The following is a 22,073-nucleotide window of genomic DNA, read 5'->3' on the forward strand; positions in this document are numbered from 1 at the left end:
TACGAGGAATGCTGGTCGCTATCTGCTGCATGGCAGGGATGGCGATGGCAGATGAGAAAAACATTCTGGTTACCAGCGGCAGCGATCGGGCGACTCCGATCGCCGTTGTGCCGTTCGGCTTCCAGGGCGGTAGCGTGCTGCCGGACGACATGGCGGAAATCATCGGTAACGATCTGCGCAACTCGGGTTACTACTCGCCGCTTCCAAAGCAGAACATGATCAGCCAGCCGAGCCAGGCCAGCGAAATCATCTTCCGTGACTTCAAGGCGCTGGGTGCCCAGTACGTCATGGTCGGCAGCATTGTTCCGGCGGGCGGTCGCCTGCAGGTGCAATACGCACTGTTCAACGTGGCCACCGAGCAGCAAGTGCTGACCGGCAGCGTGTCGGGCGGCGTCGATCAGTTGCGCGACATGGCGCACTACATCTCTGACCAGTCGTTCGAAAAACTCACAGGCATCAAGGGTGCCTTCTCGACTCGTCTGCTGTATGTAACGGCTGAGCGTTTCTCCGAGAACAACACCCGCTACACCCTGCAACGTTCGGACTACGACGGTGCTCGCGCCGTGACTCTGCTGCAATCGCGCGAGCCGATCCTGTCGCCGCGTTTCGCACCGGATGGCAAGCGCATCGCTTATGTCTCCTTCGAGCAGAAGCGTCCGCGTATTTTCATGCAGAACATCGACACCGGCCGCCGTGAGCAGATCACCAACTTCGAAGGCCTGAACGGTGCGCCAGCCTGGTCGCCGGATGGCAATCGCCTGGCGTTCGTGCTGTCGAAAGACGGCAACCCGGACATCTACGTGATGAACCTGGGCTCGCGTCAGATCACCCGCGTCACCAGCGGTCCTGGCATCAACACCGAGCCGTTCTGGGGCAAGGATGGATCGACCATCTACTTCACTTCCGACCGTGGTGGCAAACCGCAGATCTACAAGACCAGCGTGGGTGGTGGCGGTGCCGAGCGTGTGACTTTCGTCGGTAACTACAACGCCAACCCTAAACTGTCGGCTGATGAAAAGACGCTTGTCATGATTCACCGTCAGGATGGTTTCACCAATTTCAAAGTGGCGGCCCAGGATTTGCAACGCGGTAGTGTAAAAATCCTCACTGATAGCACTCTGGACGAGTCGCCCACTGTTGCGCCCAACGGCACCATGGTAATCTACGCCACCCGCCAGCAGGGCCGGGGAGTCTTGATGCTCGTGTCCATCAATGGACGCGTGAGGCTCCCGCTTCCTACCGCACAAGGCGAAGTCAGAGAACCTTCCTGGTCCCCTTACCTGAACTGACGCGGCGCTATACGTTTTACTTAACACACTGGGGTTCATTAGGAGTTTCACGATGGAAATGCTGAAGTTTGGTAAATTTGCTGCGCTGGCTCTCGCCATGGCTGTAGCTGTAGGTTGCTCGTCCAAAGGCGGCGACAATGCCGGTGAAGGCGCGGTAGATCCAAACGCTGGTTACGGCGCAAACACTGGTGCAGTTGACGGCTCCCTGAGCGAAGAAGCTGCACTGCGCGCTATCACCACTTTCTACTTCGAATACGACAGTTCGGACCTGAAGCCAGAAGCCATGCGCGCTCTGGACGTTCACGCCAAAGACCTGAAAGCAAACGGCGCTCGCGTTGTTCTGGAAGGCAACACCGACGAACGTGGTACTCGTGAGTACAACATGGCACTGGGCGAGCGTCGTGCGAAAGCCGTTCAGCGCTACCTGGTACTGCAAGGTGTTTCCCCAGCTCAGCTGGAACTGGTTTCCTACGGCGAAGAGCGTCCAGTTGCTACCGGCAACGACGAGCAGTCCTGGGCTCAAAACCGTCGCGTCGAACTGCGTAAGTAATTTGTCATGCGAACGTGCCGTCGTGCTGTAACTGTTCTGGCTCTCAGCCTTGCACCGCTTGCGGTGTGGGCTGCGGTTCCTGTGGTCGATGACAACTCCGGTTATAACAATAGCGGGAGCAGTTATCCGCCTGCAGGTTACGGTACGAACGGCGCCTATGCCGGGGGAGGGGTTTCGGCCCCTGTCTCGGCACAGGGCGAGCTGTTCAACCAACTGCAATCAATGCAGCAACAGATCGAGCGCCAGCAAGGTGCGATTGAAGTTCTGCAAAATGATGTAGCGCGCATGAAGCAGGAAAACCTGGAGCGATACCAGGATCTTGATCGGCGCATAGGAACCGGCGTTGCACCAGCCGCGACTCCTGAAAATTCTTCCGCCGGTGGTGATTTGAATGCCCCCGGTGCAGCAGCAGGGGCGGCAGCAGGCGCGGCCGCCGCTCAAGCGCCTGCCGCAGGTAGCGAGCCGGCAGATCCGGCGAAGGAAAAGCTCTATTACGATGCTGCCTTCGACCTGATCAAGGCCAAGGACTTCGACAAGGCCAGCCAGGCTTTCTCGGCTTTCCTGCGCAAGTACCCGAACAGCCAGTACGCGGGCAACGCGCAATACTGGCTGGGCGAAGTGAACCTGGCCAAAGGTGATCTGCAAGGTGCAGGTCAGGCGTTTGCCAAGGTTTCGCAGCTGTATCCCAAGCACGCCAAAGTGCCTGATTCGCTGTACAAGCTCGCTGATGTAGAGCGTCGTCTCGGTCATACCGACCGGGTCAAAGGCATTCTGCAGCAGGTTGTGTCCCAATATCCGGGGACATCCGCCGCTCAGTTGGCCCAACGTGATCTGCAGAAAATGTAAGACGGCTTGAGCCGTTTCAAAGAAACCCGCGCTTGTCGCGGGTTTTTTCGTTAGAATTCACCCCCTTTTTCTGAAACACGCTTTTTGGGACTTACGCATTGCCGGGGTTCCTTGAAGTGCCTGACGGAGGCGGACAGCCTGTTTAGCTGTTACGCCCGTGGCGACTATGCAAGACACATTGAGAATCACCGAAGTTTTCTACTCGTTGCAGGGTGAAACTCGGACTGCCGGCCTGCCTACTGTTTTTGTGCGTCTGACCGGTTGCCCGTTGCGTTGCCAATACTGCGACAGCGCCTACGCGTTCACCGGCGGAACCATTCGTACGCTCGACGACATCCTCGAGCAGGTCGCCGGTTTCCGCCCGCGTTACGTCTGTGTCACGGGCGGCGAGCCCCTGGCGCAACCCAACGCCATTCCCTTGCTCAAGCGCTTGTGTGATGCCGGTTACGAAGTGTCACTGGAAACCAGTGGCTCTATCGATATATCGGCGGTAGATTCCCGGGTCAGTCGCGTTGTCGACCTGAAAACCCCTGGTTCGAAGGAAGCACACCGCAATCGCTACGAAAACATTGAGCTGCTCACGCCCAACGACCAGGTGAAGTTTGTCATCTGCTCGCGGGAGGACTATGACTGGTCCGTGTCCAAACTGATCCAGTACGGTCTGGACCAGCGTGCCGGTGAAGTCCTGTTCTCGCCAAGTCACCATGATCTCAATGCCCGGGACCTGGCGGACTGGATAGTGGCGGACAACCTGCCTGTGCGTTTGCAATTGCAGCTGCATAAATATCTTTGGAATGACGAGCCGGGGCGCTGAAATGACTGAACAACTCAATACTGCTGAAAAACGTGCGGTCATCCTGCTGTCCGGTGGCCTGGACTCGGCGACGGTCGTGGCGATGGCTCGCGCCGAAGGCTACAGCTGCTACACCATGAGCTTTGACTACGGTCAGCGCTCTCACGCCGAACTGCATGCCGCGGAACGCGTCGCCCGGGACCTGGGTGTGGTCGAACACAAGGTGATTGGCCTCAACCTGAACGGCATGGGCGGCTCGGCGCTAACCGACAGCAGCATCGATATTCCGGAAGAGTTGGGTGAGGGCATTCCGGTGACTTACGTGCCTGCGCGCAACACGGTGTTCCTGTCCCTCGCACTGGGCTGGGCTGAAGTGCTCGGCGCACGAGACATCTTCATCGGCGTGAATGCAGTGGATTACTCCGGTTACCCGGACTGCCGTCCCGAGTTCATTGAGTCTTTCGAGCGCATGGCCAATCTGGCCACCAAGGCCGGCGTGGAAGGTAATGGTTTCCGCATTCAGGCACCGCTGCAAAACCTCAGCAAGGCGCAGATCGTCCAGGCGGGCGTGAAGCTTGGCGTGGATTATGGTCTGACCGTTTCCTGTTACCAGGCCGACGATAACGGTCGTGCATGCGGCAAGTGCGACAGCTGCCGACTGCGTGCAGAAGGCTTTGCGGCGGCCGGAATCAGCGACCCAACACCTTATTTTTGATTTTTTTCAAAATAGGTGTTGAATAGTCCTTAAAAATCAGTATTATACGCGCCACCACACAGCGGGTCGTTAGCTCAGTTGGTAGAGCAGTTGGCTTTTAACCAATTGGTCGTAGGTTCGAATCCCACACGACCCACCATTTTTGGCGGTTTAGAAAATCCGGAAGGCCCACGAAAGTGAGGATTTCCGGGTTTTTTTTTGCCCGCGATTCAAGTCCGCCTTGCTCCAGGCTGCTGCGCATGACGCAGGTCAGAATCACCTTTTGCATCCGTCGGATATTCTGTAGCCTTGCGCAGCTTCAACGCTGTCCGTGCCTGATGAATACTCACTTTCCCGGCGGTACCCTGAAAGGTACGGAGCCGGGTGTATACTCGACTTTCGCGCGAAAGCGCCTGCAGGTCTTGCGAACATGACGCAAATTTCCGAACGCCTTCTGGTTCAAGCCCACCTCGACGCCAAACAGCCCAAGCCGCTGACCGCCGATGAAGAGGCTTATTACCGTGCTGCCATCGCTGCCGAGCTCAAGGCTCAGGACGCGGTGCTGGTGGCCCACTTCTATTGTGATCCTGTCATTCAGGCGCTCGCCGAAGAGACGGGCGGCTGTGTCTCCGATTCGCTGGAGATGGCCCGTTTCGGCAATGCCCATCCGGCCAAGACCGTGGTCGTCGCCGGCGTGAAGTTCATGGGTGAGACTGCCAAGATCCTCAACCCGGAAAAACGCGTGCTGATGCCGACGCTCGAAGCGACCTGTTCGCTCGACCTGGGTTGCCCGGTGGACGAGTTTTCCGCGTTCTGCGACCAACACCCGGAGCGCACGGTGGTGGTGTATGCCAACACTTCCGCTGCGGTAAAAGCCCGAGCGGATTGGGTGGTGACTTCAAGCTGTGCGCTGGAAATCGTCGAAAGCCTGATGGACAACGGCGAGACCATCATCTGGGGCCCGGACAAGCACCTGGGCACCTACATTCAGCGCCAGACCGGTGCCGACATGCTGTTGTGGGACGGTGCCTGCATCGTTCACGAAGAGTTCAAGTCCAAACAGCTTGAAGACATGAAGGCGCTGTACCCGGATGCGGCGATTCTGGTGCACCCGGAGTCGCCGACCTCGGTGATTGAATTGGCCGATGCCGTTGGTTCCACCAGTCAGTTGATCGCGGCGGCACAGAACCTGCCAAACAAAACGCTGATCGTGGCGACAGACCGTGGCATCTTCTACAAGATGCAGCAGCTGTGCCCGGACAAGGTCTTTATCGAGGCCCCGACGGCGGGTAACGGCGCGGCGTGCCGTAGTTGTGCGCATTGCCCGTGGATGGCCATGAACACGCTTGAGCGGACGCTGAAAGCGTTGAAGGAAGGGGCAAACGAGATCTTTGTCGACCCGGCGCTGATCCCGCAGGCGATTCGCCCGCTCAAGCGTATGCTTGATTTCACCCAGGCGGCGCGGATGAAGCTGGCCGGGAACGCCTGAGGTTTATCAGGCAGGTCGCAAAAATTGTGGGAGCGGGCTTGCTCGCGAAGGCGTAGTGTCAGGCAACATTGATATCGGCTGACACACCGCTTTCGCGAGCAAGCCCGCTCCCACAGTGGTTTCTGCGTCGGGAAATTATTTGGTCTTCTTTGGAATCCGCACGAGCCGGGTATTGGAATACATGTCGTGCCAACTGCGTTTCTGCTTGTCGAACAATGACCAGAGGAAGCCCAGGCCAACACACAGCAGCGAAGCGATCGATACCACAAAACGCAGCAGCGCCTGCCACAGGCTGATGGATGAGCCGTCGGCGTTCTGTACCCGGATGCACCAGACTTGCATGCCCAGGGTCTGACCAGACCATGTCCAGAACTTGGCAAAAAAGCCGAACAGTACGAACAACAGCACCGTCGATAGAAGGGGATCACCGTCCAGCGCGCCGGCTTCGGTCAGGGTGCGCATCCTTTCTTCACCGATGATCGCCATCTGGATCATCTTGTAGATGCCGCTGGTGACGATCAGCAGGGCGGTGCACAGCAGGAAGTCATAGAACATGGCTGCCAGACGACGACCCAGACCAGCGGCAGGAAAGTCGCCCTGGGGAGTAAGCAGGTGTTTCGACATGGCAGGCTCTCGGCGAAAAAAGAAGCCATTTTACGGATTTGCGCGCACAAAAAAGCCCCTGATGTCAGCATCAGGGGCTTTTTCGTAACAGAAGATTAGGCTTCTGCTTGTACTTCGTCAGCCTGCATGCCTTTCTGGCCCTGCACGGCGATGAAAGTCACTTTCTGGCCTTCTTTCAGGCTCTTGAAGCCGTTGCCCTGGATGGCACGGAAATGTACGAACAGATCCGGACCGCTTTCAGGAGTGATAAAACCAAAACCTTTCTCGTCGTTAAACCACTTGACGGTACCGCTCTGACGTTGGGACATTTCTTATTTCCTTTGACGCAAAAAATTGATGACAGTCTCCTTCTCGTGAAAGAGTACTGGGGCTGGTTGCAGGAGAGTAAGAAGACGTCGAACGGGATGTAGCTAACTTGTAGGCTACTGCCCAGGTCACGATTCCAAGCGACCCATGCAAACACAGTGAACAAACTCTACGCCAACTACGGGAGAAAAAACAAGCCCTGTGAAGGCCCCGTATTTCCTCAGGTTGATGGCAAAGTAAGTCCACTCGTAGTGCCTTATACGTTAACGTTGTTCAATCGTTTTCGAACGTTATAAGCAAAGTTCATAATCGAAGCTTAGAGTCAAACAATGCACTACTTTATGGCGGTTGCGTTACACATTAGTGCACTGTAAACGCAACCGCGTTACTTATAGAAACATTCAATCAGCCGCGATAGTAGCGTTGTGGAACAAATGGCATTTTGCTTACAAGCAAAGGCACCTTTTTCCCACGAACAATCGCCCAAACGGGTGTGCCCAGTGCGATGTAAGCGCTGTCGACATAACCCATGGCCAGCGGCCCGCCCAAGGTCGGGCCGAAACCGCCGCTGCAGACGCTACCGATGATGTCGCCGGCTTCGTTGACGATCTCGGCACCTTCGCGCACGGGGGTACGTTCCTGCGGCAGCAGGCCTACGCGTTTACGCTTTACGCCTGCCTGTTGCTGAGCGAATACGGTTTCGGCGCCGGGGAAGCCGCCGGCTCGTGCGCCATCGGCGCGACGTGGCTTGGAGATCGCCCACAGCAGGCTCGCTTCGATCGGGGTGGTGTCGGTGTTCATGTCATGGCCGTACAGGCACAAGCCCGCCTCAAGGCGCAGGGAGTCGCGGGCGCCAAGGCCGATGGCGGCCACTTCCGGTTCGGCCAACAGGGCGCGAGCCAGGGCTTCGGCGTTGGCGGCCGGCACGGAGATTTCGAAGCCGTCTTCACCGGTGTATCCCGAACGGCTGACAAAGCAGTCCACGCCCAGCAGTTTCACTCGAGCGAACTGCATAAAGGTCATCTTGGCCACTTCAGGTGCCAGACGTGCCAGCACAGTGACCGCCGCCGGACCTTGCAGGGCGAGCAGGGCGCGTTCTTCGAACAATGGCTCGATCGTGCACTGATTGCCGATGTGCTTTTGCAGGTGTGCCAGGTCCTGATTCTTACAGGCGGCGTTGACCACCAGGAACAGTTCGTCGTTGCCAAGGTTGGCCACCATCAAATCATCGAGGATGCCGCCCGTCGCATTGGTGAACATCGCGTAGCGCTGCATGCCCACCGGCAGGTCGATGATGTCCACCGGCACCAGGGTTTCCAGGGCCTCGGCCGCGTTGGCACCGGTCAGGCGGATCTGGCCCATGTGCGAGACATCGAACAGCCCGGCCTGGTCGCGGGTGTGCTGGTGTTCTTTCATCACGCCCAGCGGGTATTGCACCGGCATGTCGTAGCCGGCGAACGGCACCATGCGGGCGCCGAGTTCGATGTGCAGTGCGTGCAACGGGGTTTTCAACAGTTGTTCGGTGGACATATTCAGCTCCTGAAGAAGGGTGCAGATGAGTGCACATCAGCACTCGATAATGTTGACCGCCAAACCGCCACGGGCGGTTTCCTTGTATTTGCTTTTCATGTCGGCGCCGGTCTGGCGCATGGTGCGGATAACCTTGTCGAGGGAGACGAAGTGTTGCCCGTCGCCGCGCAGGGCCATGCGTACGGCATTGATGGCCTTGACCGAACCCATGGCATTGCGCTCGATGCAAGGCACTTGCACCAGCCCGCCAATCGGGTCGCAGGTCAGCCCGAGGTTGTGTTCCATGCCGATTTCCGCGGCGTTCTCCACTTGTTGCACGGTGCCGCCAAGGACTTCGCACAAGGCACCGGCAGCCATCGAGCAAGCGACGCCGACTTCGCCCTGACAACCGACTTCGGCGCCGGAGATCGAGGCGTTTTCCTTGTACAGAATGCCGATGGCCGCCGCAGTGAGCAGAAAACGCACCACGCCGTCATCATTCGCGCCGGGAATAAACCGCATGTAGTAATGCAGCACCGCCGGAATGATCCCGGCCGCACCATTGGTGGGCGCCGTGACCACGCGCCCGCCGTTGGCGTTTTCTTCGTTGACGGCCAGGGCGTACAGGTTGACCCAGTCCAGCACCGACAGCGGGTCGCGCAATGACGATTCCGGGTTCTTGCACAATTGCCGATGCAGCGCCGCGGCCCGGCGCTTGACCTTCAGCCCGCCGGGCAGGATGCCTTCATTGCGGCATCCGGCGGCGACGCAGTCCTGCATCACTTGCCAGATTTTCAGCAGGCCGGCGCGGGTTTCCGCTTCCGGACGCCAGGCGCTTTCGTTGGTCAGCATCACCTGGCTGATGGACAGCCCGTATTTGACGCAATGACCGAGAAGATCCTTGGCACTCTTGAACGGAAAGGTCAGGGGCGTGGCGTCTTCGACGATGCGGTCGGCGCCGGCGGCGTCCTCATCGACCACAAAACCGCCGCCGACCGAGTAATACTCGCGGCTGCGGATCTGCAGGCCCGCGGCGTCGAAGGCGCGAAAAATCATGCCGTTGGGGTGATAGGGCAACGGTTTGCGAATCATCGCCAGGTGTTCTTTCTCATTGAACGCAATGCTGTGTTCGCCGAGCAGGTTCAAGCGACCGTTGCCGCGAATTTCTTGCAGACGCGCAGCGACGGTTTCGGTGTCCACGGTGTCCGGGTGTTCGCCCTCCAGGCCGAGCAGCACAGCCTTGTCACTGCCGTGGCCCTTGCCGGTCGCGCCGAGCGAGCCGTACAGCTCGACCTTGACGCAGGTGGTGGCCGTCAGCAGCCCTTCACGGCGCAGGCCTTCGACGAAACGTGCAGCGGCGCGCATCGGACCGACGGTGTGGGAGCTGGAGGGGCCGATGCCAATCTTGAACAGGTCGAACACGCTTAACGACATGGTGGTTCTCCGGTTTCTTGTTATAGGGATAGGCGCAAACAGGGGGGGGCTTGGCGCAGATCCCTGTGGGAGCGGGCTTGCTCGCGAAGGCGGCGTAACAGGCAGCACATTTGGCGGCTGACGCACCGCCTTCGCGAGCAAGCCCGCTCCCACAAGGGGATATGCGGTGTTCTTGAGAGGGGCGAGTAAACCCGCCCCCATATTGGTTTAAGCGTAGCTTTCGATCGACGGGCAGGCGCAGACCAGGTTGCGGTCGCCAAACACGTTGTCGACGCGACCGACCGGCGGCCAGTATTTGCCTTCGATCAGCGACGCAACCGGGTAAACCGCCTGCTCACGGCTGTACGGGTGCGACCACTCGCCGACCAGTTCCCTGGCGGTGTGCGGAGCGTTTTTCAGCGGGTTGTCGTCCTTGTCCAGGGTGCCGTTTTCCACTGCGCGGATTTCTTCGCGAATGCGGATCATGGCGTCGCAGAAGCGGTCCAGTTCTTCCTTGGATTCGCTTTCGGTCGGCTCGATCATCAGCGTGCCGGCTACCGGGAACGACATGGTCGGCGCGTGGAAACCGAAGTCGATCAGGCGCTTGGCGACGTCATCGACGCTGATGCCGCTGCTGTCTTTCAGCGGACGCAGGTCGAGGATGCACTCGTGCGCCACCAGGCCGTTGCTGCCGGTGTACAGCACTGGATAGTGCTCTTCGAGGCGACGGGAGATGTAGTTGGCGTTGAGGATCGCCAGCTGCGAAGCACGCTTGAGACCCGCGCCACCCATCATACGAATGTACATCCAGGTGATTGGCAGGATGCTCGCGCTGCCGAACGGTGCCGCGCAAACGGCGCCTTCCTTGCGCTCCATCTGGGCGTGGCCTGGCAGGAATGGCGCGAGGTGCGATTTCACGCCGATCGGGCCGACACCCGGGCCGCCACCGCCGTGCGGGATGCAGAAGGTCTTGTGCAGGTTCAGGTGCGAAACATCGCCGCCGAACTTGCCCGGGGCACAGAGGCCGACCATGGCGTTCATGTTGGCGCCGTCGATGTACACCTGGCCGCCGTTGTCATGAACGATGCCGCAGATTTCGCGGATGCCTTCTTCGAACACGCCGTGGGTGGACGGGTAGGTGATCATCAGCGCGGCGAGGTGTTCGCGGTGCTCGATCGCCTTGGCGCGCAGGTCTTCGATGTCGACGTTGCCACGGGCATCGCACGCGGTCACGACCACACGCATACCGGCCATCTGAGCGGTGGCCGGGTTGGTGCCGTGGGCCGACGACGGGATCAGGCAGATGTCGCGACGGTCTTCGCCACGGCTCTGGTGGTAGGCACGAATCGCCAAGAGACCTGCGTATTCACCCTGGGAACCGGCGTTCGGTTGCAGCGAAACCGAATCGTAGCCGGTCGCAGCGCACAGCATGGCTTCCAGTTCGTCGGTCAATTGCTGATAACCGGCGCTTTGCTCGGTCGGAGCGAACGGGTGCAGGGCGCCGAACTCGGCCCAGGTCACCGGGATCATTTCGCTGGCGGCGTTGAGCTTCATGGTGCACGAACCCAGCGGGATCATGGTGCGATCCAGCGCCAGGTCTTTGTCCGCCAGTTTGCGCAGGTAACGCATCAGCTCGGTTTCCGAGTGATAACGGTTGAACACCGGGTGGCTGAGGATCGGCGACTGGCGCACCAGCGCGGCCGGGATGGTGCTCTGCACCGAGGCGGCGAGGGCGGCGAAGTCTGGCAGGGCCTTGCCATCGGACAGCAGGCTCCACAGGGTTTCAACGTCGGCCTGAGTGGTGGTTTCGTCCAGGGACAGGCCCAGGCGCTCGCCATCGACCACGCGCAGGTTGATGCGCTGGGCGTGTGCCTTGTCGTGCAAGGCGGCGGTTTGAGCGCCGGTCTTCACGGTCAGGGTGTCGAAGAAGCTCGCTTGCTCGACGTTCAGACCCAATGCGCTCAAGCCTTTGGCCAGGATTGCGGTCAGGTGATGCACGCGATTGGCGATCTGTGTCAGGCCTTTTGGACCGTGGTACACGGCGTACATGCTGGCGATGTTGGCCAGCAGCACTTGCGCGGTGCAGATGTTCGATGTGGCTTTCTCGCGACGGATGTGTTGTTCGCGGGTCTGCATGGCCAAACGCAGGGCCGGGTTGCCGAAACGGTCTACGGAAACACCGACCAGACGGCCCGGCATGTCACGCTTGAACGCATCCTTGGTGGAGAAATACGCCGCGTGCGGACCACCGAAGCCCAGCGGCACGCCGAAGCGCTGTGCGCTACCGATGGCTACGTCGGCACCGAACTCGCCCGGTGCGCTCAGCACGGTCAGGGCCAGCAGGTCGGCAGCCACGGCGACGAGGGCGTTGGCGGCGTGGAAGCGTTCGGTCAGCTCGCGGTAGTCGAACACGTCACCGTTGCTCGCCGGGTATTGCAGCAGGGCGCCGAAGAACGGCGTCACGTCGCTCAGTTCGCGCTCGTCGCCAACCACCACGTCGATGCCCAAAGGCTCGGCACGGGTGCGCAGTACGTCGAGGGTCTGCGGGTGGCAATGCACGGAGGCGAAGAATTGGTGACTGCCCTTGTTCTTGCTCAGGCGTTTGCAGAAGGTCATGGCTTCGGCAGCGGCAGTGGCTTCGTCGAGCAGCGAGGCGTTGGCGATCGGCAGGCCGGTGAGGTCGCTGATCAGGGTCTGGAAGTTCAGCAGCGCTTCGAGACGGCCCTGGGAGATTTCTGGCTGATATGGGGTGTAGGCGGTGTACCAGGCCGGGTTTTCCAGCAGATTGCGCAGGATCGGCGACGGCGTGTGGGTGCCGTAGTAGCCCTGGCCGATGTAGGTCTTGAACAGCTGGTTTTTGCTCGCGATGGACTTGATCAAGGCCAGGGCATCGGCTTCGCTCAAGCCGTCTTCCAGGCCGAGGACGCTGGTGCCCTTGATGCTGTCGGGAATCACACTGGCGCTCAGGGCTTCCAGGGAGTCGAAACCGAGGCTGTTGAGCATGGCTTGCTCGTCGCCGGCACGCGGGCCGATGTGACGGGCGATGAATTCGTTGGCGGTGCTTATGTTTACAACGGCAGGATTGATTTGAGTCATGTCATCGCTCCTCAGGCTTCGGCTTGCGCTTTGATCAGGCGGTCGTAGGCGTCCTGGTCCAGCAGTTGGCCGACAGCGGCGGCGTCGCTTGGTTTGAAACGGAAGAACCAGCCTTCGCCCAGCGGATCTTCGTTGACCAGTTCAGGGCTGCTGTCCAGCGCCGGGTTCACTTCCAGCACTTCGCCGTCCAGCGGCATGTACACGCCGCTTGCAGCCTTTACCGATTCCACGGTGGCGGCTTCGGCGCCTTTGTCGTAGGACTGCAGCTCAGGCAGTTGAACGAACACCACGTCGCCCAGGGCGTCCTGTGCGAAAGCGGTGATGCCAACCGTGACGCTGCCGTCAGCTTCGGTGCGCAGCCATTCGTGATCTTCAGTAAAACGCAACTCGCTCATGGAAACTCCTAAGGGGCCAGACTCGTCTGGTGGACGCGATTGAATGCTTGGGCGATGCCCTGGTGATGGAGAACTACAAAGCAAGAACGCGGCCAATGTTGCTTTTATTGTTATTGATCAATGATTTAGGTGATTTCTACAAACACTGGAACTCAGCCGCTGTAGCGAAATCGATACGGTATATGTCAAGGATAAAAGCCAAGGTGGATCAAAGCCTTGCACAGCCGTGACCGGAGAGGGGTGTAGCGATATCGTTCCGCTGTAGCGCTTTCAGTACAGGTGGAGGTCGTTTTTGGCGTGATTTCATGTCGAACACAAAAAACTGTGGGAGCGAGCTTGCTCGCGATGAGGGCGTGTCAGTCGACATTTTTGTTGAATGTGACTCCGCAATCGCGAGCAAGCTCGCTCCCACAGTTGTTCTGTGTCAGGCCTCAGGCCTTGCCGGGTATGCCGTACTTGCGCAACCGATGGGCAATCGCGGTGTGGGAGGTTTGCAGGCGGGTCGCGAGTTGCCGGGTCGACGGGTAGCTGGTGTAGAGTTTTTCCAGCAGGGTTTTCTCGAATTCGTCCATGGCCTGTTCCAGGCTGTCGACGTCATGGTCGCTCTGGCGCGCCACCGAGGTGCCGGCGATGTCGAGGTCGCCAATGTCCACCAGGCTGCTTTCGCAAATCGCCGCGGCACGGAAGATCACGTTCTGCAATTGCCGCACGTTACCCGGCCAGCGGTTGCCCAGCAGCGCCGGGTAAGTGCCCGGCGCCAGGCGACAGATCGGTCGCTGGATCTGCGCGCAGGCCTGCTGCATGAAGTAGCGGGCCAACAGCAGAATGTCCTGGCCGCGCTCGCGCAGGGGCGGGACTTCGACGTTGAGGACGTTGAGGCGATAGAACAGGTCTTCGCGGAACAGGCCTTCGCTGACCATTTTTTCCAGGTCGCGGTGGGTCGCGCTGAGGATCCGTACGTTGACCTTGACCTCACGGTCACCGCCGACCCGGCGAAAACTGCCGTCGTTGAGGAAGCGCAGCAGCTTGGCCTGCAGGTACGGCGACATCTCGCCGATTTCATCGAGAAACACCGTGCCCTGGTTGGCCAGTTCCATCAACCCCGGTTTGCCGCCGCGTTGTGCACCGGTGAAGGCGCCGGGGGCGTAGCCGAACAGTTCGCTTTCGGCGAGATTCTCCGGTAATGCCGCGCAGTTCAGCGCCAGAAAGGGTGAACTGTGCCGGGCGCTGATGGCGTGGCAGGCACGGGCCACCAGTTCCTTGCCGGTGCCGGTTTCACCCTGGATCAACAGCGGTGCATCGAGGGCCGCCACCCGCTGGGCGCGCGCCTTGAGGGTGCGGATCACCGGGGACTCGCCGAGCAGTGCATCGAAACCTTCGGCGTGATCATGATGCAGTGCGGAGAGGCGTTCGCCGATGCGGTTCGGTTGATACAGGGTCAGCAGGGCGCCGGCGTCGGTGATCGGCGTGGCGTCGAGCAACAAGGTCTGGCCGTTGACGGTGATTTCCCGCAGCGGCAGGCGAAAGCCATGTTCGAGCAAGGCGTCGAGCAAGGCCGGGTCGGCAAACAGGTCGGCCACGCTTTCACCGGCCGGTTCGCGGCCGTACAGGGCGATCAATGCCGGGTTGGCCAGCAGCACCTTGCCGTCGCTGTCCAGCGCCAGCACCGGGTCGGTCATGGCGGCAAGCAACGCGTCGAGCTGCAAGTGCCGGCGCTGGCCGGGCAGGATGTCGACCACTGTCACCGCTTGCACGCCACGCACACTGAACAGGGCATCGCGCAGTTCCTCGAGGACTTGCGGGCTCAGGGTCGGGGCGTCGATATAAACATTGGGCGGGACCATTTCCACCGCGTCCAGGTTCAGATTGCGCCCGCCGAGCAGGGCCAGGACTTCCTGGGTGATACCGACGCGGTCGATGAAGCTGACGTGGATACGCATGGGGCGGTTTCGGGTTCTGCAGTGCGGAGGGTGGCAAGTATGCCTTGGGGCGGGCTAATGGTGAAATCCTGCGCGGACTTCAATAGAGCGAGGATCCCCCCTGTGGGAGCGGGCTTGCTCGCGAAAGCGCTGTATCAGTCACCAACGATGGTGCCTGACACTCCGCTTTCGCGAGCAAGCCCGCTCCCACAGTAGATTGTGGTGAATCCGTTATTCCAGGTGCTCGGGTTTGACCGGGTCGCCCGATTTCATGTTCAGCTGCACACGCACGTCTTCGAACATTTTGTCGTAATGCTTGTGGACCGAACCGATGTTGCTGTGGGTTTTCGGGATGCCGTACTTCTCGGCAATTTTGGTGACGTTGCTGGCGAAGTTGTAGGCCATGTCCTTGGGCAGGAAGAACGACTCGCTCATGTCCTTGCCCTGGATACTGCCGTGCATCCTGAACAGCATCCCTTTGCCTTCCTTGGGATCCTGGGCGACTTCATAGTCGAGGTAGATGTTGTAGCTGACGTCGTCCTTGTTCAGCGCGTGTCGCTCGATGTGCAGGTGACCCGGCTCGAACGTTGCCATTGTTGACTCTCCTTCAAAAGGTCTTGAATCAGGGCAGACCCCAGGCCTGCTCCCGAAGTTTCGTTTACTGATAGCTGATGCCTGGCGCCGCCGTACTGATGCGCGTACCGGCCTTGCCCTGGACGATCGCTTCGATGTCCGCGAGCGAGCCGATCACCGCCACTTTTCCAGTATGGCGGGCGAATTCGCAGGCTGCCTGCACCTTCGGTCCCATGGAGCCGGCGGCGAAACCGAGTTTTTCCATTTCGTCGGGGTGAGCCTGGGCGATGGCTTTCTGCGTGGGTTTGCCAAAGTCGATGAAGGCGGCGTTGACGTCGGTGGCGATCACCAGCAGATCGGCTTCAAGCTGTTCGGCCAGCAGCGCCGAGCACAGGTCTTTGTCGATGACCGCTTCGACGCCTTCGAGTTTGCCGGGCGAGGTATACATGGTCGGAATGCCGCCGCCACCGGCGCAGATCACGATGCTGCTTTTTTCCAGCAGCCATTTGATCGGACGGATTTCGAAGATGCGTTTCGGTTTCGGGCTGGCGACCACGCGGCGGTATTTGTCGCCGTCCGGGGCGATGGCCCAGCCTTTCTCGGCGGCGAGTTTTTCCGCATCGGCCTTGCTGTAGACCGGGCCGATGGGTTTGGTCGGGTTTTTGAAGGCCGGGTCATTGGCGTCGACTTCAACCTGGGTGAGCAGGGTCGCGAAGGGCACTTCGAAGTCCAGCAGGTTACCCAGTTCCTGTTCGATGATGTAGCCGATCATGCCTTCGGTTTCGGCTCCGAGCACGTCCAGCGGGTAAGGGGTGACGGAGGTGTAGGCAGCCGCTTGCAATGACAGCAGGCCGACCTGAGGGCCATTGCCGTGGGCAATGACCAGTTGGTTGCCGGAATGGATCTTGGCGATCTGTTCGGTGGCGATCCGGATGTTGGCGCGCTGGTTGTCAGCGGTCATGGGTTCGCCCCGGCGGAGCAGGGCATTACCGCCCAGAGCAACGACGATACGCATGGTGCAGTCCTTCTAAACAAAGAGGTTGCAAGCAACGCGGCCTTTCTGTGGAACCTGGACCCGTGTGGGAGCGGGCTTGCTCGCGAAAGCGGAGTGTCAGCCGACATCTCTGTTGCCTGATACACCGCTTTCGCGAGCAAGCCCGCTCCCACATTGACCCTTTTCCGTCAGTGGGAGCCGAGTCAGCCGTTAAAGATCAGCCAGCGTTGACACCAGAATCGCCTTGATGGTGTGCATGCGGTTTTCCGCTTGCTCGAAGGCGATGCAGGCTGGCGACTCGAACACGTCATCGGTCACTTCGATGCCATTGCTCAGGTGCGGGTACTGCTCGGCAATCTGTTTGCCGACCTTGGTATCACAGTTGTGGAACGCCGGCAGGCAGTGCATGAACTTGGTGCGCGGGTTGCCGGTGGCTTTCATCAGTTCGGCGTTGACCTGGTACGGCAGCAGTTGCTGGATGCGTTCGGCCCAGGCTTCAACCGGTTCGCCCATCGACACCCAGACGTCGGTGTGGATGAAATCCACGCCCTTGACCGCCGCTTTCGGATCTTCGGTGAGGGTGATGCGGGCGCCGCTTTCTTCCCCGTACTGTTTGCAGCGAGCCACCAGGTCGTCCGCCGGCCACAGGGCTTTTGGCGCGCAGATGCGCACGTCCATGCCGAGTTTGGCGCCGATCAGCAGCAACGAGTTGCCCATGTTGTTACGCGCATCGCCGAGGTAGGCGTAGCTGATTTCGTGGATCGGCTTGTCGGCGTGCTCACGCATGGTCAGCACATCGGCGATCATTTGTGTCGGGTGATACTCGTCGGTCAGGCCGTTGAACACCGGTACGCCGGCGAACTTGGCCAGCTCCTCGACGATTTCCTGCTTGAAGCCACGGTATTCGATGGCGTCATACATGCGCCCGAGCACGCGGGCGGTGTCCTTCATGCTTTCCTTGTGACCGATCTGCGAGGAGTTCGGGTCGATGTAGGTGACATTGGCGCCCTGGTCATAGGCGGCGACTTCGAACGCACAGCGGGTGCGGGTCGAAGTTTTTTCGAAGATCAGCGCGATGTTGTTGCCCTTGAGATGCTGCTGTTCGGTGCCGGTGTACTTGGCACGTTTGAGGTCGCGGGACAGGTCGAGCAGGTAGCGCAATTCGCGAGGGGTGTGGTGTTCCAGACTCAGCAGATTGCGGTTATGAATATTGAACGCCATTTTGGATCTCCTAAGGTGTCGGTTATCCCCTTGGCCCGAACTTGGTAAGCGCGGGCCAAGGCTAATAGGTTAGTAGTCAATCGGATCGCGGATGATCGGGCAGGTCATGCAATGGCCGCCGCCCCGTCCCCGGCCGAGTTCGCCGGCGCTGATGGTGATGACCTCCACCCCGGCCTTGCGCATCAGGGTGTTGGTGTAGGTATTGCGGTCGTAGCCGATGACCACGCCGGGCTCCACGGCTACCACGTTGTTGCCGTCGTCCCACTGCTCGCGTTCGGCGGCGAAGCTGTTGCCGCCGGTTTCCACCACACGCAGGGCCTTGAGGTTGAGGGCCTGGGCCACAGTGTCGAGGAAGTTGGTTTCTTCGCGGCGGATGTCGATGCCACCCGCTTTGCTTTCATCGGGACGCAGGGTGAAGGCGACAATCTGGTTCACCACTTCCGGGAAGATCGTGACGAGGTCGCGATCGCAGAAGCTGAACACGGTGTCCAGGTGCATTGCCGCGCGGGATTTCGGCAGGCCGGCGACGATCACTTTCTCGACGGCTTTGTTTTTGAACAGGTTCACCGCCAATTGGGCAATGGCCTGCCGCGACGAGCGTTCGCCCATGCCGATCAACACCACGCCATTGCCGATCGGCATCACATCACCGCCCTCAAGGGTGGCGTTGCCATGGTCCTTGTCCGGGTCGCCGTACCAGATCTGGAAGTCGGCGTTGGTGAACTCGGGGTGGAACTTGTAGATGGCGGTGGTCAGCAGGGTTTCCTGACGGCGCGCCGGCCAGTACATCGGGTTGAGGGTGACGCCACCGTAGATCCAGCAGGTGGTATCGCGGGTGAACTGGGTGTTGGGCAGCGGCGGCAGAATGAAGCTGGAGTTGCCGAGGAAGTCGCGGAACATCTCGATGGCCTTGCCGCCGAAACTGGTGGGCAAGTCGTCGCCCGAGACGCCGCCGATCAGGAACTCGGCGATCTTGCGCGGCTCCAGGCTACGCAGCCACGAAGTGGTTTCGTTGATCAGGCCCAGGCCCACCGAGTTGGCGGTGATCTTGCGCTCCAGAATCCAGTCCAGGGCTTCGGGGATGGCGACGATGTCCGTCAGCAGGTTGTGCATTTCCAGTACATCGATGTTGCGTTCACGCATCTTGGTGACGAAGTCGAAGTGGTCGCGCTTGGCCTGGGCCACCCACAACACGTCATCGAACAGCAGTTCATCGCAGTTGTTCGGGGTCAGCCGCTGATGGGCAAGCCCTGGGGAGCAAACCATGACTTTGCGCAGTTTGCCGGCTTCGGAATGGACGCCGTACTTAACTTTTACCGTGGTCATTATCGTGTTCCTCCAGATGACAAAACAGGGTAGTTACAGAGTCAAGAAGCCGTCATAGAGGCCGTAGGCCGCCACCACGGCGCCGACGACCACCGCCGCGAAAATCAGCTTCTCGACGTTGGTGAAAACCGGTTTGTTTACTTCAAGCTTAGCCTTGGCAAACAGGATCACGCCGGGGGCGTAGAGCAGGGCGGACAACAGCAGGTATTTGATGCCGCCGGCGTACAGCAGCCAGATCGCGTAGACCAGGGCCACGGCACCGATGACGAGATCCTTCTGCCGCTCGCCCGCCGCGCCTTCGTAGCTTTCGCCACGCACCGCCAGCAGCAACGCGTAGGCTGCCGACCACAGGTACGGCACCAGAATCATCGAGGTGGCGAGGTAGATCAGCGACAGGTAAGTACTGGCCGAGAACAGTGTGATGATCAGGAAGATCTGCACCATGGCGTTGGTCAGCCACAGGGCGTTGACCGGTACATGGTTGGCGTTTTCGCGGCGCAAAAACGCCGGCATGGTGTGGTCCCTGGCAGCGGCGAACATGATCTCCGCGCAGAGCAGCACCCACGACAGCAACGCCCCCAGCAACGAGATGATCAAACCGACGCTGATCAGCACCGCGCCCCAGTGACCGACCACGTGTTCCAGTACGGCGGCCATCGACGGGTTCTGCAACTTGGCCAGTTCCGGCTGGGTCATGATCCCCAGCGACAGCACGTTGACCAGGACTAAAAACAGCAGGACGGTGACGAAGCCGATCACGGTGGCTTTACCCACGTCGCTGCGTTTTTCCGCCCGGGCCGAAAAGATGCTCGCGCCTTCGATGCCGATGAACACCCACACGGTGACCAGCATCATTTTGCGCACCTGGTCCATCACGCTGCCCAGGTCAGGGTTCTTGAGGCCCCAGATGTCGGCGGTGAAGATGTCCAGTTTGAAGGCGAACAACGCGATCAACATGAACAGCACCAGCGGCACAATCTTGGCGACGGTGGTCACCAGGTTGATGAACGCTGCTTCCTTTATTCCTCGCAGTACGAGGAAATGTACGGCCCAGAGCAGCACCGAGGCACCGATCACGGCAGCGGGGGTATTCCCCTCCCCAAATATCGGAAAGAAGTAGCCGAGCGTGCTGAACAGCAAAACGAAGTAGCCAACGTTGCCCAGCCAGGCGCTGATCCAGTACCCCCAGGCGGACGAGAAGCCCATGTAGTCGCCGAACCCGGCCTTGGCGTAGGCGTACACCCCGCCATCAAGATCGGGTTTGCGGTTGGCCAGGGTCTGGAATACGAACGCCAGGGTGAGCATGCCGACGGCGGTGATTGCCCAACCGATCAGAATGGCGCCGACATCCGCGCTGGCGGCCATGTTTTGCGGCAAGGAAAAGATCCCGCCACCAATCATCGAACCGACGACTAATGCAACCAGTGCGCCGAGTTTGAGTTTTCCGGGGGCTTCAGACATTGCATGACTCCAATGCAGGAGAAGAGAGGCAACAGACTAATTCCGTTGGCTATCCAATCAGCTGACTTGGATCATTAAATGAGAGCGTCCCCAGTTTGTTGGCGGAGTGCCATCATTTGCAAGGCGGCTGCTTGTAATGCTTGTTCTAGAGCCTTTTTGTAGATTGTTTCAGTTATTTTGTGTTTTGTTTCGAATTATGACGCTAGTTGGTTTTTCAGAATCCGCCAATCTTCCCCGTGGGTTTTTTGTACAAAATTGATGTATTAGCAAAACGTATACAACAAATGATTATATCGGTGCTTCTAATAGCCGTTTTGTGCAAGTAAAAAGACGCATGTTGGCGTTATCCAATAAACGTTATTACTCTTCAACAGTTTAGTTGACGCTCGTTATGTGACGATCTCGCGGCACTTGTCGCCCCCCGGAGAAATGGAGATGCAACGATGTCGCAATCACCGAGCAAGCTTCGCCTGAGTGCATTGATCGCGTTGGTGGTGGGGTCGATGATTGGCGACGGGATATTTGCCCTGCCGCAAAACATGGCAGCCAGGGCCGATGCCGGGGCGATCCTGTTTGCCAAGGCACGTCATGAGCAGGGCAAACCACTGTTCACGGTAGTCGAGAAAGGCATTTTCACCTGTGTCATCGGTGGTGCGGGGCTGGCGGCCTATGGGTTGTACAGCGGGTTGCTCAGTCTGTGAGGTTGCTGCTGGCGTACCAGCCGCCCTATGACTGGCCGGCGTTGCTGGGGTTCTTGTCGGCGCGGGCGATTGTTGGCCTGGAAACGGTGGTCGAGGGTGTTTACTCGCGCAGCATCGATTTGCATGGCGTTCACGGTACATTTTCGATCCAGCCTGCTGCATCCGATGCACTTGAGCTGACCCTGGATTTTCCTGACCCGGATGCCGTACCTGAAGTTGTCGCAAGGCTGCGGCGGATGTTCGACCTGGATGCCGACTTGTCGACGATTCACCGGCACTTGGCGGTTGATCCGCTGATGGCACGGTTGATTGCTGAGCGCCCCGGGTTGCGAGTGCCGGGGGCGTGGGATGGGCTGGAACTGGCGATCCGTGCGGTGTTGGGGCAGCAGATTACGGTAGCGGCGGCGATCCGGTTGGCGGGGAAGCTGCTGGCGCAATACGGTGTGCCATTGAGTTCACCGCAGCCGGGATTAAGCCATGTGTTTCCCACGGCTGGCGTGCTGGCGGGGGCGGATCTGGCGACGCTGGGCATGCCGAAAAGCCGAGGCCGGACGTTGTCGGGGGTGGCTCAGGCATTACTCGATGACCCGCGGTTGTTCGAGTCCGGGCGGAAGGGGGGCGTAGCGCGGTTGCTGGCCTTGCACGGGGTTGGTGACTGGACGGCGCAGTACATTGCGTTGCGACAGTTGCGGGAGATGGATGGGTTTCCCAATGGCGACGTAGGGCTGATCAATGCGTTGGCAGCGCTGGAGGGTGGGCCGGTAACGGCGCGGCAGCTGTTGTTGCGGGCTGAGGGCTGGCGGCCTTATCGAGGGTATGCGGCGCAGCTTCTTTGGACTTCGTTGAGTCGGGCGGACTGAGTTGATCCGGAATT

Annotated in this window: 19 protein-coding genes, 1 tRNA gene and 1 pseudogene; 9 read left to right on the forward strand and 12 right to left on the reverse strand. The window is 59.7% G+C overall.

Features of this window, described 5'->3' with window-relative positions; genetic code table 11:
• Positions 1–8 precede the first annotated feature (8 nt).
• From tolB to nadA, 7 genes are all read left to right on the forward strand, one after another.
• Entirely contained in the window at positions 9–1,289 is a 1,281-nt protein-coding gene (tolB, locus tag ABIA48_RS20855) for a Tol-Pal system beta propeller repeat protein TolB (RefSeq protein WP_429492899.1), read from the forward strand.
• A 52-nt stretch (positions 1,290–1,341) separates the two neighbouring features.
• Positions 1,342–1,839: a peptidoglycan-associated lipoprotein Pal gene (gene pal / locus ABIA48_RS20860; RefSeq protein ID WP_003178634.1), complete on the forward strand. Its 498-nt coding sequence runs from the start codon at positions 1,342–1,344 to the stop codon at positions 1,837–1,839.
• Positions 1,840–1,845: 6 nt separating this feature from the next.
• Entirely contained in the window at positions 1,846–2,685 is an 840-nt protein-coding gene (gene ybgF, locus ABIA48_RS20865) for a tol-pal system protein YbgF (protein WP_429491029.1), read from the forward strand.
• A 166-nt stretch (positions 2,686–2,851) separates the two neighbouring features.
• Complete coding sequence (gene queE / locus ABIA48_RS20870; protein ID WP_007982285.1) at positions 2,852–3,499, forward strand: 7-carboxy-7-deazaguanine synthase QueE; 648 nt, start codon at positions 2,852–2,854, stop codon at positions 3,497–3,499.
• A 1-nt stretch (position 3,500) separates the two neighbouring features.
• On the forward strand, positions 3,501–4,193 hold the full coding sequence (gene queC / locus ABIA48_RS20875) for a 7-cyano-7-deazaguanine synthase QueC (protein ID WP_007982287.1): 693 nt from the start codon (positions 3,501–3,503) through the stop codon (positions 4,191–4,193).
• Positions 4,194–4,256: 63 nt separating this feature from the next.
• Positions 4,257–4,332: transfer RNA gene (locus ABIA48_RS20880), tRNA-Lys, on the forward strand.
• A 270-nt stretch (positions 4,333–4,602) separates the two neighbouring features.
• Positions 4,603–5,661, forward strand: coding sequence for a quinolinate synthase NadA (nadA, locus tag ABIA48_RS20885; protein ID WP_007982288.1), 1,059 nt, complete (start codon positions 4,603–4,605; stop codon positions 5,659–5,661).
• Between the two features lie 135 nt (positions 5,662–5,796).
• Here the strand turns inward: nadA and ABIA48_RS20890 are convergent, their stop codons facing one another.
• The 12 genes from ABIA48_RS20890 to arcD form a co-directional block, all read right to left on the reverse strand.
• A complete protein-coding gene (locus ABIA48_RS20890; protein ID WP_007982290.1) occupies positions 5,797–6,285 on the reverse strand; it encodes an RDD family protein in 489 nt (162 codons plus the stop codon).
• A gap of 95 nt (positions 6,286–6,380) precedes the next feature.
• Positions 6,381–6,593, reverse strand: coding sequence for a cold-shock protein (locus tag ABIA48_RS20895; protein WP_007977299.1), 213 nt, complete (start codon positions 6,591–6,593; stop codon positions 6,381–6,383).
• A gap of 403 nt (positions 6,594–6,996) precedes the next feature.
• Complete coding sequence (gene gcvT / locus ABIA48_RS20900; RefSeq protein ID WP_429491032.1) at positions 6,997–8,121, reverse strand: glycine cleavage system aminomethyltransferase GcvT; 1,125 nt, start codon at positions 8,119–8,121, stop codon at positions 6,997–6,999.
• Positions 8,122–8,157: 36 nt separating this feature from the next.
• Complete coding sequence (locus ABIA48_RS20905) at positions 8,158–9,534, reverse strand: L-serine ammonia-lyase (protein ID WP_429491034.1); 1,377 nt, start codon at positions 9,532–9,534, stop codon at positions 8,158–8,160.
• 207 nt (positions 9,535–9,741) lie between these two features.
• Positions 9,742–12,609: an aminomethyl-transferring glycine dehydrogenase gene (gene gcvP, locus ABIA48_RS20910; RefSeq protein WP_429491036.1), complete on the reverse strand. Its 2,868-nt coding sequence runs from the start codon at positions 12,607–12,609 to the stop codon at positions 9,742–9,744.
• 11 nt (positions 12,610–12,620) lie between these two features.
• Positions 12,621–13,004, reverse strand: coding sequence for a glycine cleavage system protein GcvH (gene gcvH / locus ABIA48_RS20915; protein ID WP_429491038.1), 384 nt, complete (start codon positions 13,002–13,004; stop codon positions 12,621–12,623).
• Between the two features lie 431 nt (positions 13,005–13,435).
• Positions 13,436–14,944 (reverse strand): sigma-54-dependent transcriptional regulator, encoded by a 1,509-nt coding sequence (locus tag ABIA48_RS20920; protein WP_429491039.1) that lies wholly within the window; start codon positions 14,942–14,944, stop codon positions 13,436–13,438.
• Between the two features lie 210 nt (positions 14,945–15,154).
• Positions 15,155–15,517 carry a DUF5064 family protein gene (locus ABIA48_RS20925; protein WP_429491041.1) on the reverse strand — a complete coding sequence of 121 codons (363 nt, stop codon included), beginning with the start codon at positions 15,515–15,517 and terminating at the stop codon, positions 15,155–15,157.
• A gap of 64 nt (positions 15,518–15,581) precedes the next feature.
• Positions 15,582–16,511, reverse strand: a complete 930-nt coding sequence (gene arcC, locus ABIA48_RS20930; RefSeq protein WP_429491042.1) for a carbamate kinase — start codon at positions 16,509–16,511, stop codon at positions 15,582–15,584.
• Positions 16,512–16,700: 189 nt separating this feature from the next.
• Positions 16,701–17,711, reverse strand: a complete 1,011-nt coding sequence (locus ABIA48_RS20935; RefSeq protein ID WP_007974406.1) for an ornithine carbamoyltransferase — start codon at positions 17,709–17,711, stop codon at positions 16,701–16,703.
• Between the two features lie 69 nt (positions 17,712–17,780).
• Entirely contained in the window at positions 17,781–19,037 is a 1,257-nt protein-coding gene (gene arcA / locus ABIA48_RS20940) for an arginine deiminase (protein WP_429491043.1), read from the reverse strand.
• 33 nt (positions 19,038–19,070) lie between these two features.
• Entirely contained in the window at positions 19,071–20,498 is a 1,428-nt protein-coding gene (gene arcD, locus ABIA48_RS20945; RefSeq protein ID WP_429491045.1) for an arginine-ornithine antiporter, read from the reverse strand.
• A gap of 560 nt (positions 20,499–21,058) precedes the next feature.
• Here arcD and ABIA48_RS20950 point away from each other — a divergent pair.
• Positions 21,059–21,199: pseudogene (locus ABIA48_RS20950) on the forward strand (hypothetical protein); the annotation flags it as partial.
• Positions 21,196–22,059 carry a DNA-3-methyladenine glycosylase family protein gene (locus ABIA48_RS20955; RefSeq protein ID WP_429491046.1) on the forward strand — a complete coding sequence of 288 codons (864 nt, stop codon included), beginning with the start codon at positions 21,196–21,198 and terminating at the stop codon, positions 22,057–22,059. The pseudogene ABIA48_RS20950 and the gene ABIA48_RS20955, both read left to right, overlap by 4 nt.
• The last annotated feature ends 14 nt before the right edge of the window (positions 22,060–22,073 follow it).

The sequence above is a fragment of the Pseudomonas sp. S30_BP2TU TE3576 genome, from assembly GCF_050436025.1.
Taxonomy (GTDB): Bacteria; Pseudomonadota; Gammaproteobacteria; order Pseudomonadales; family Pseudomonadaceae; genus Aquipseudomonas.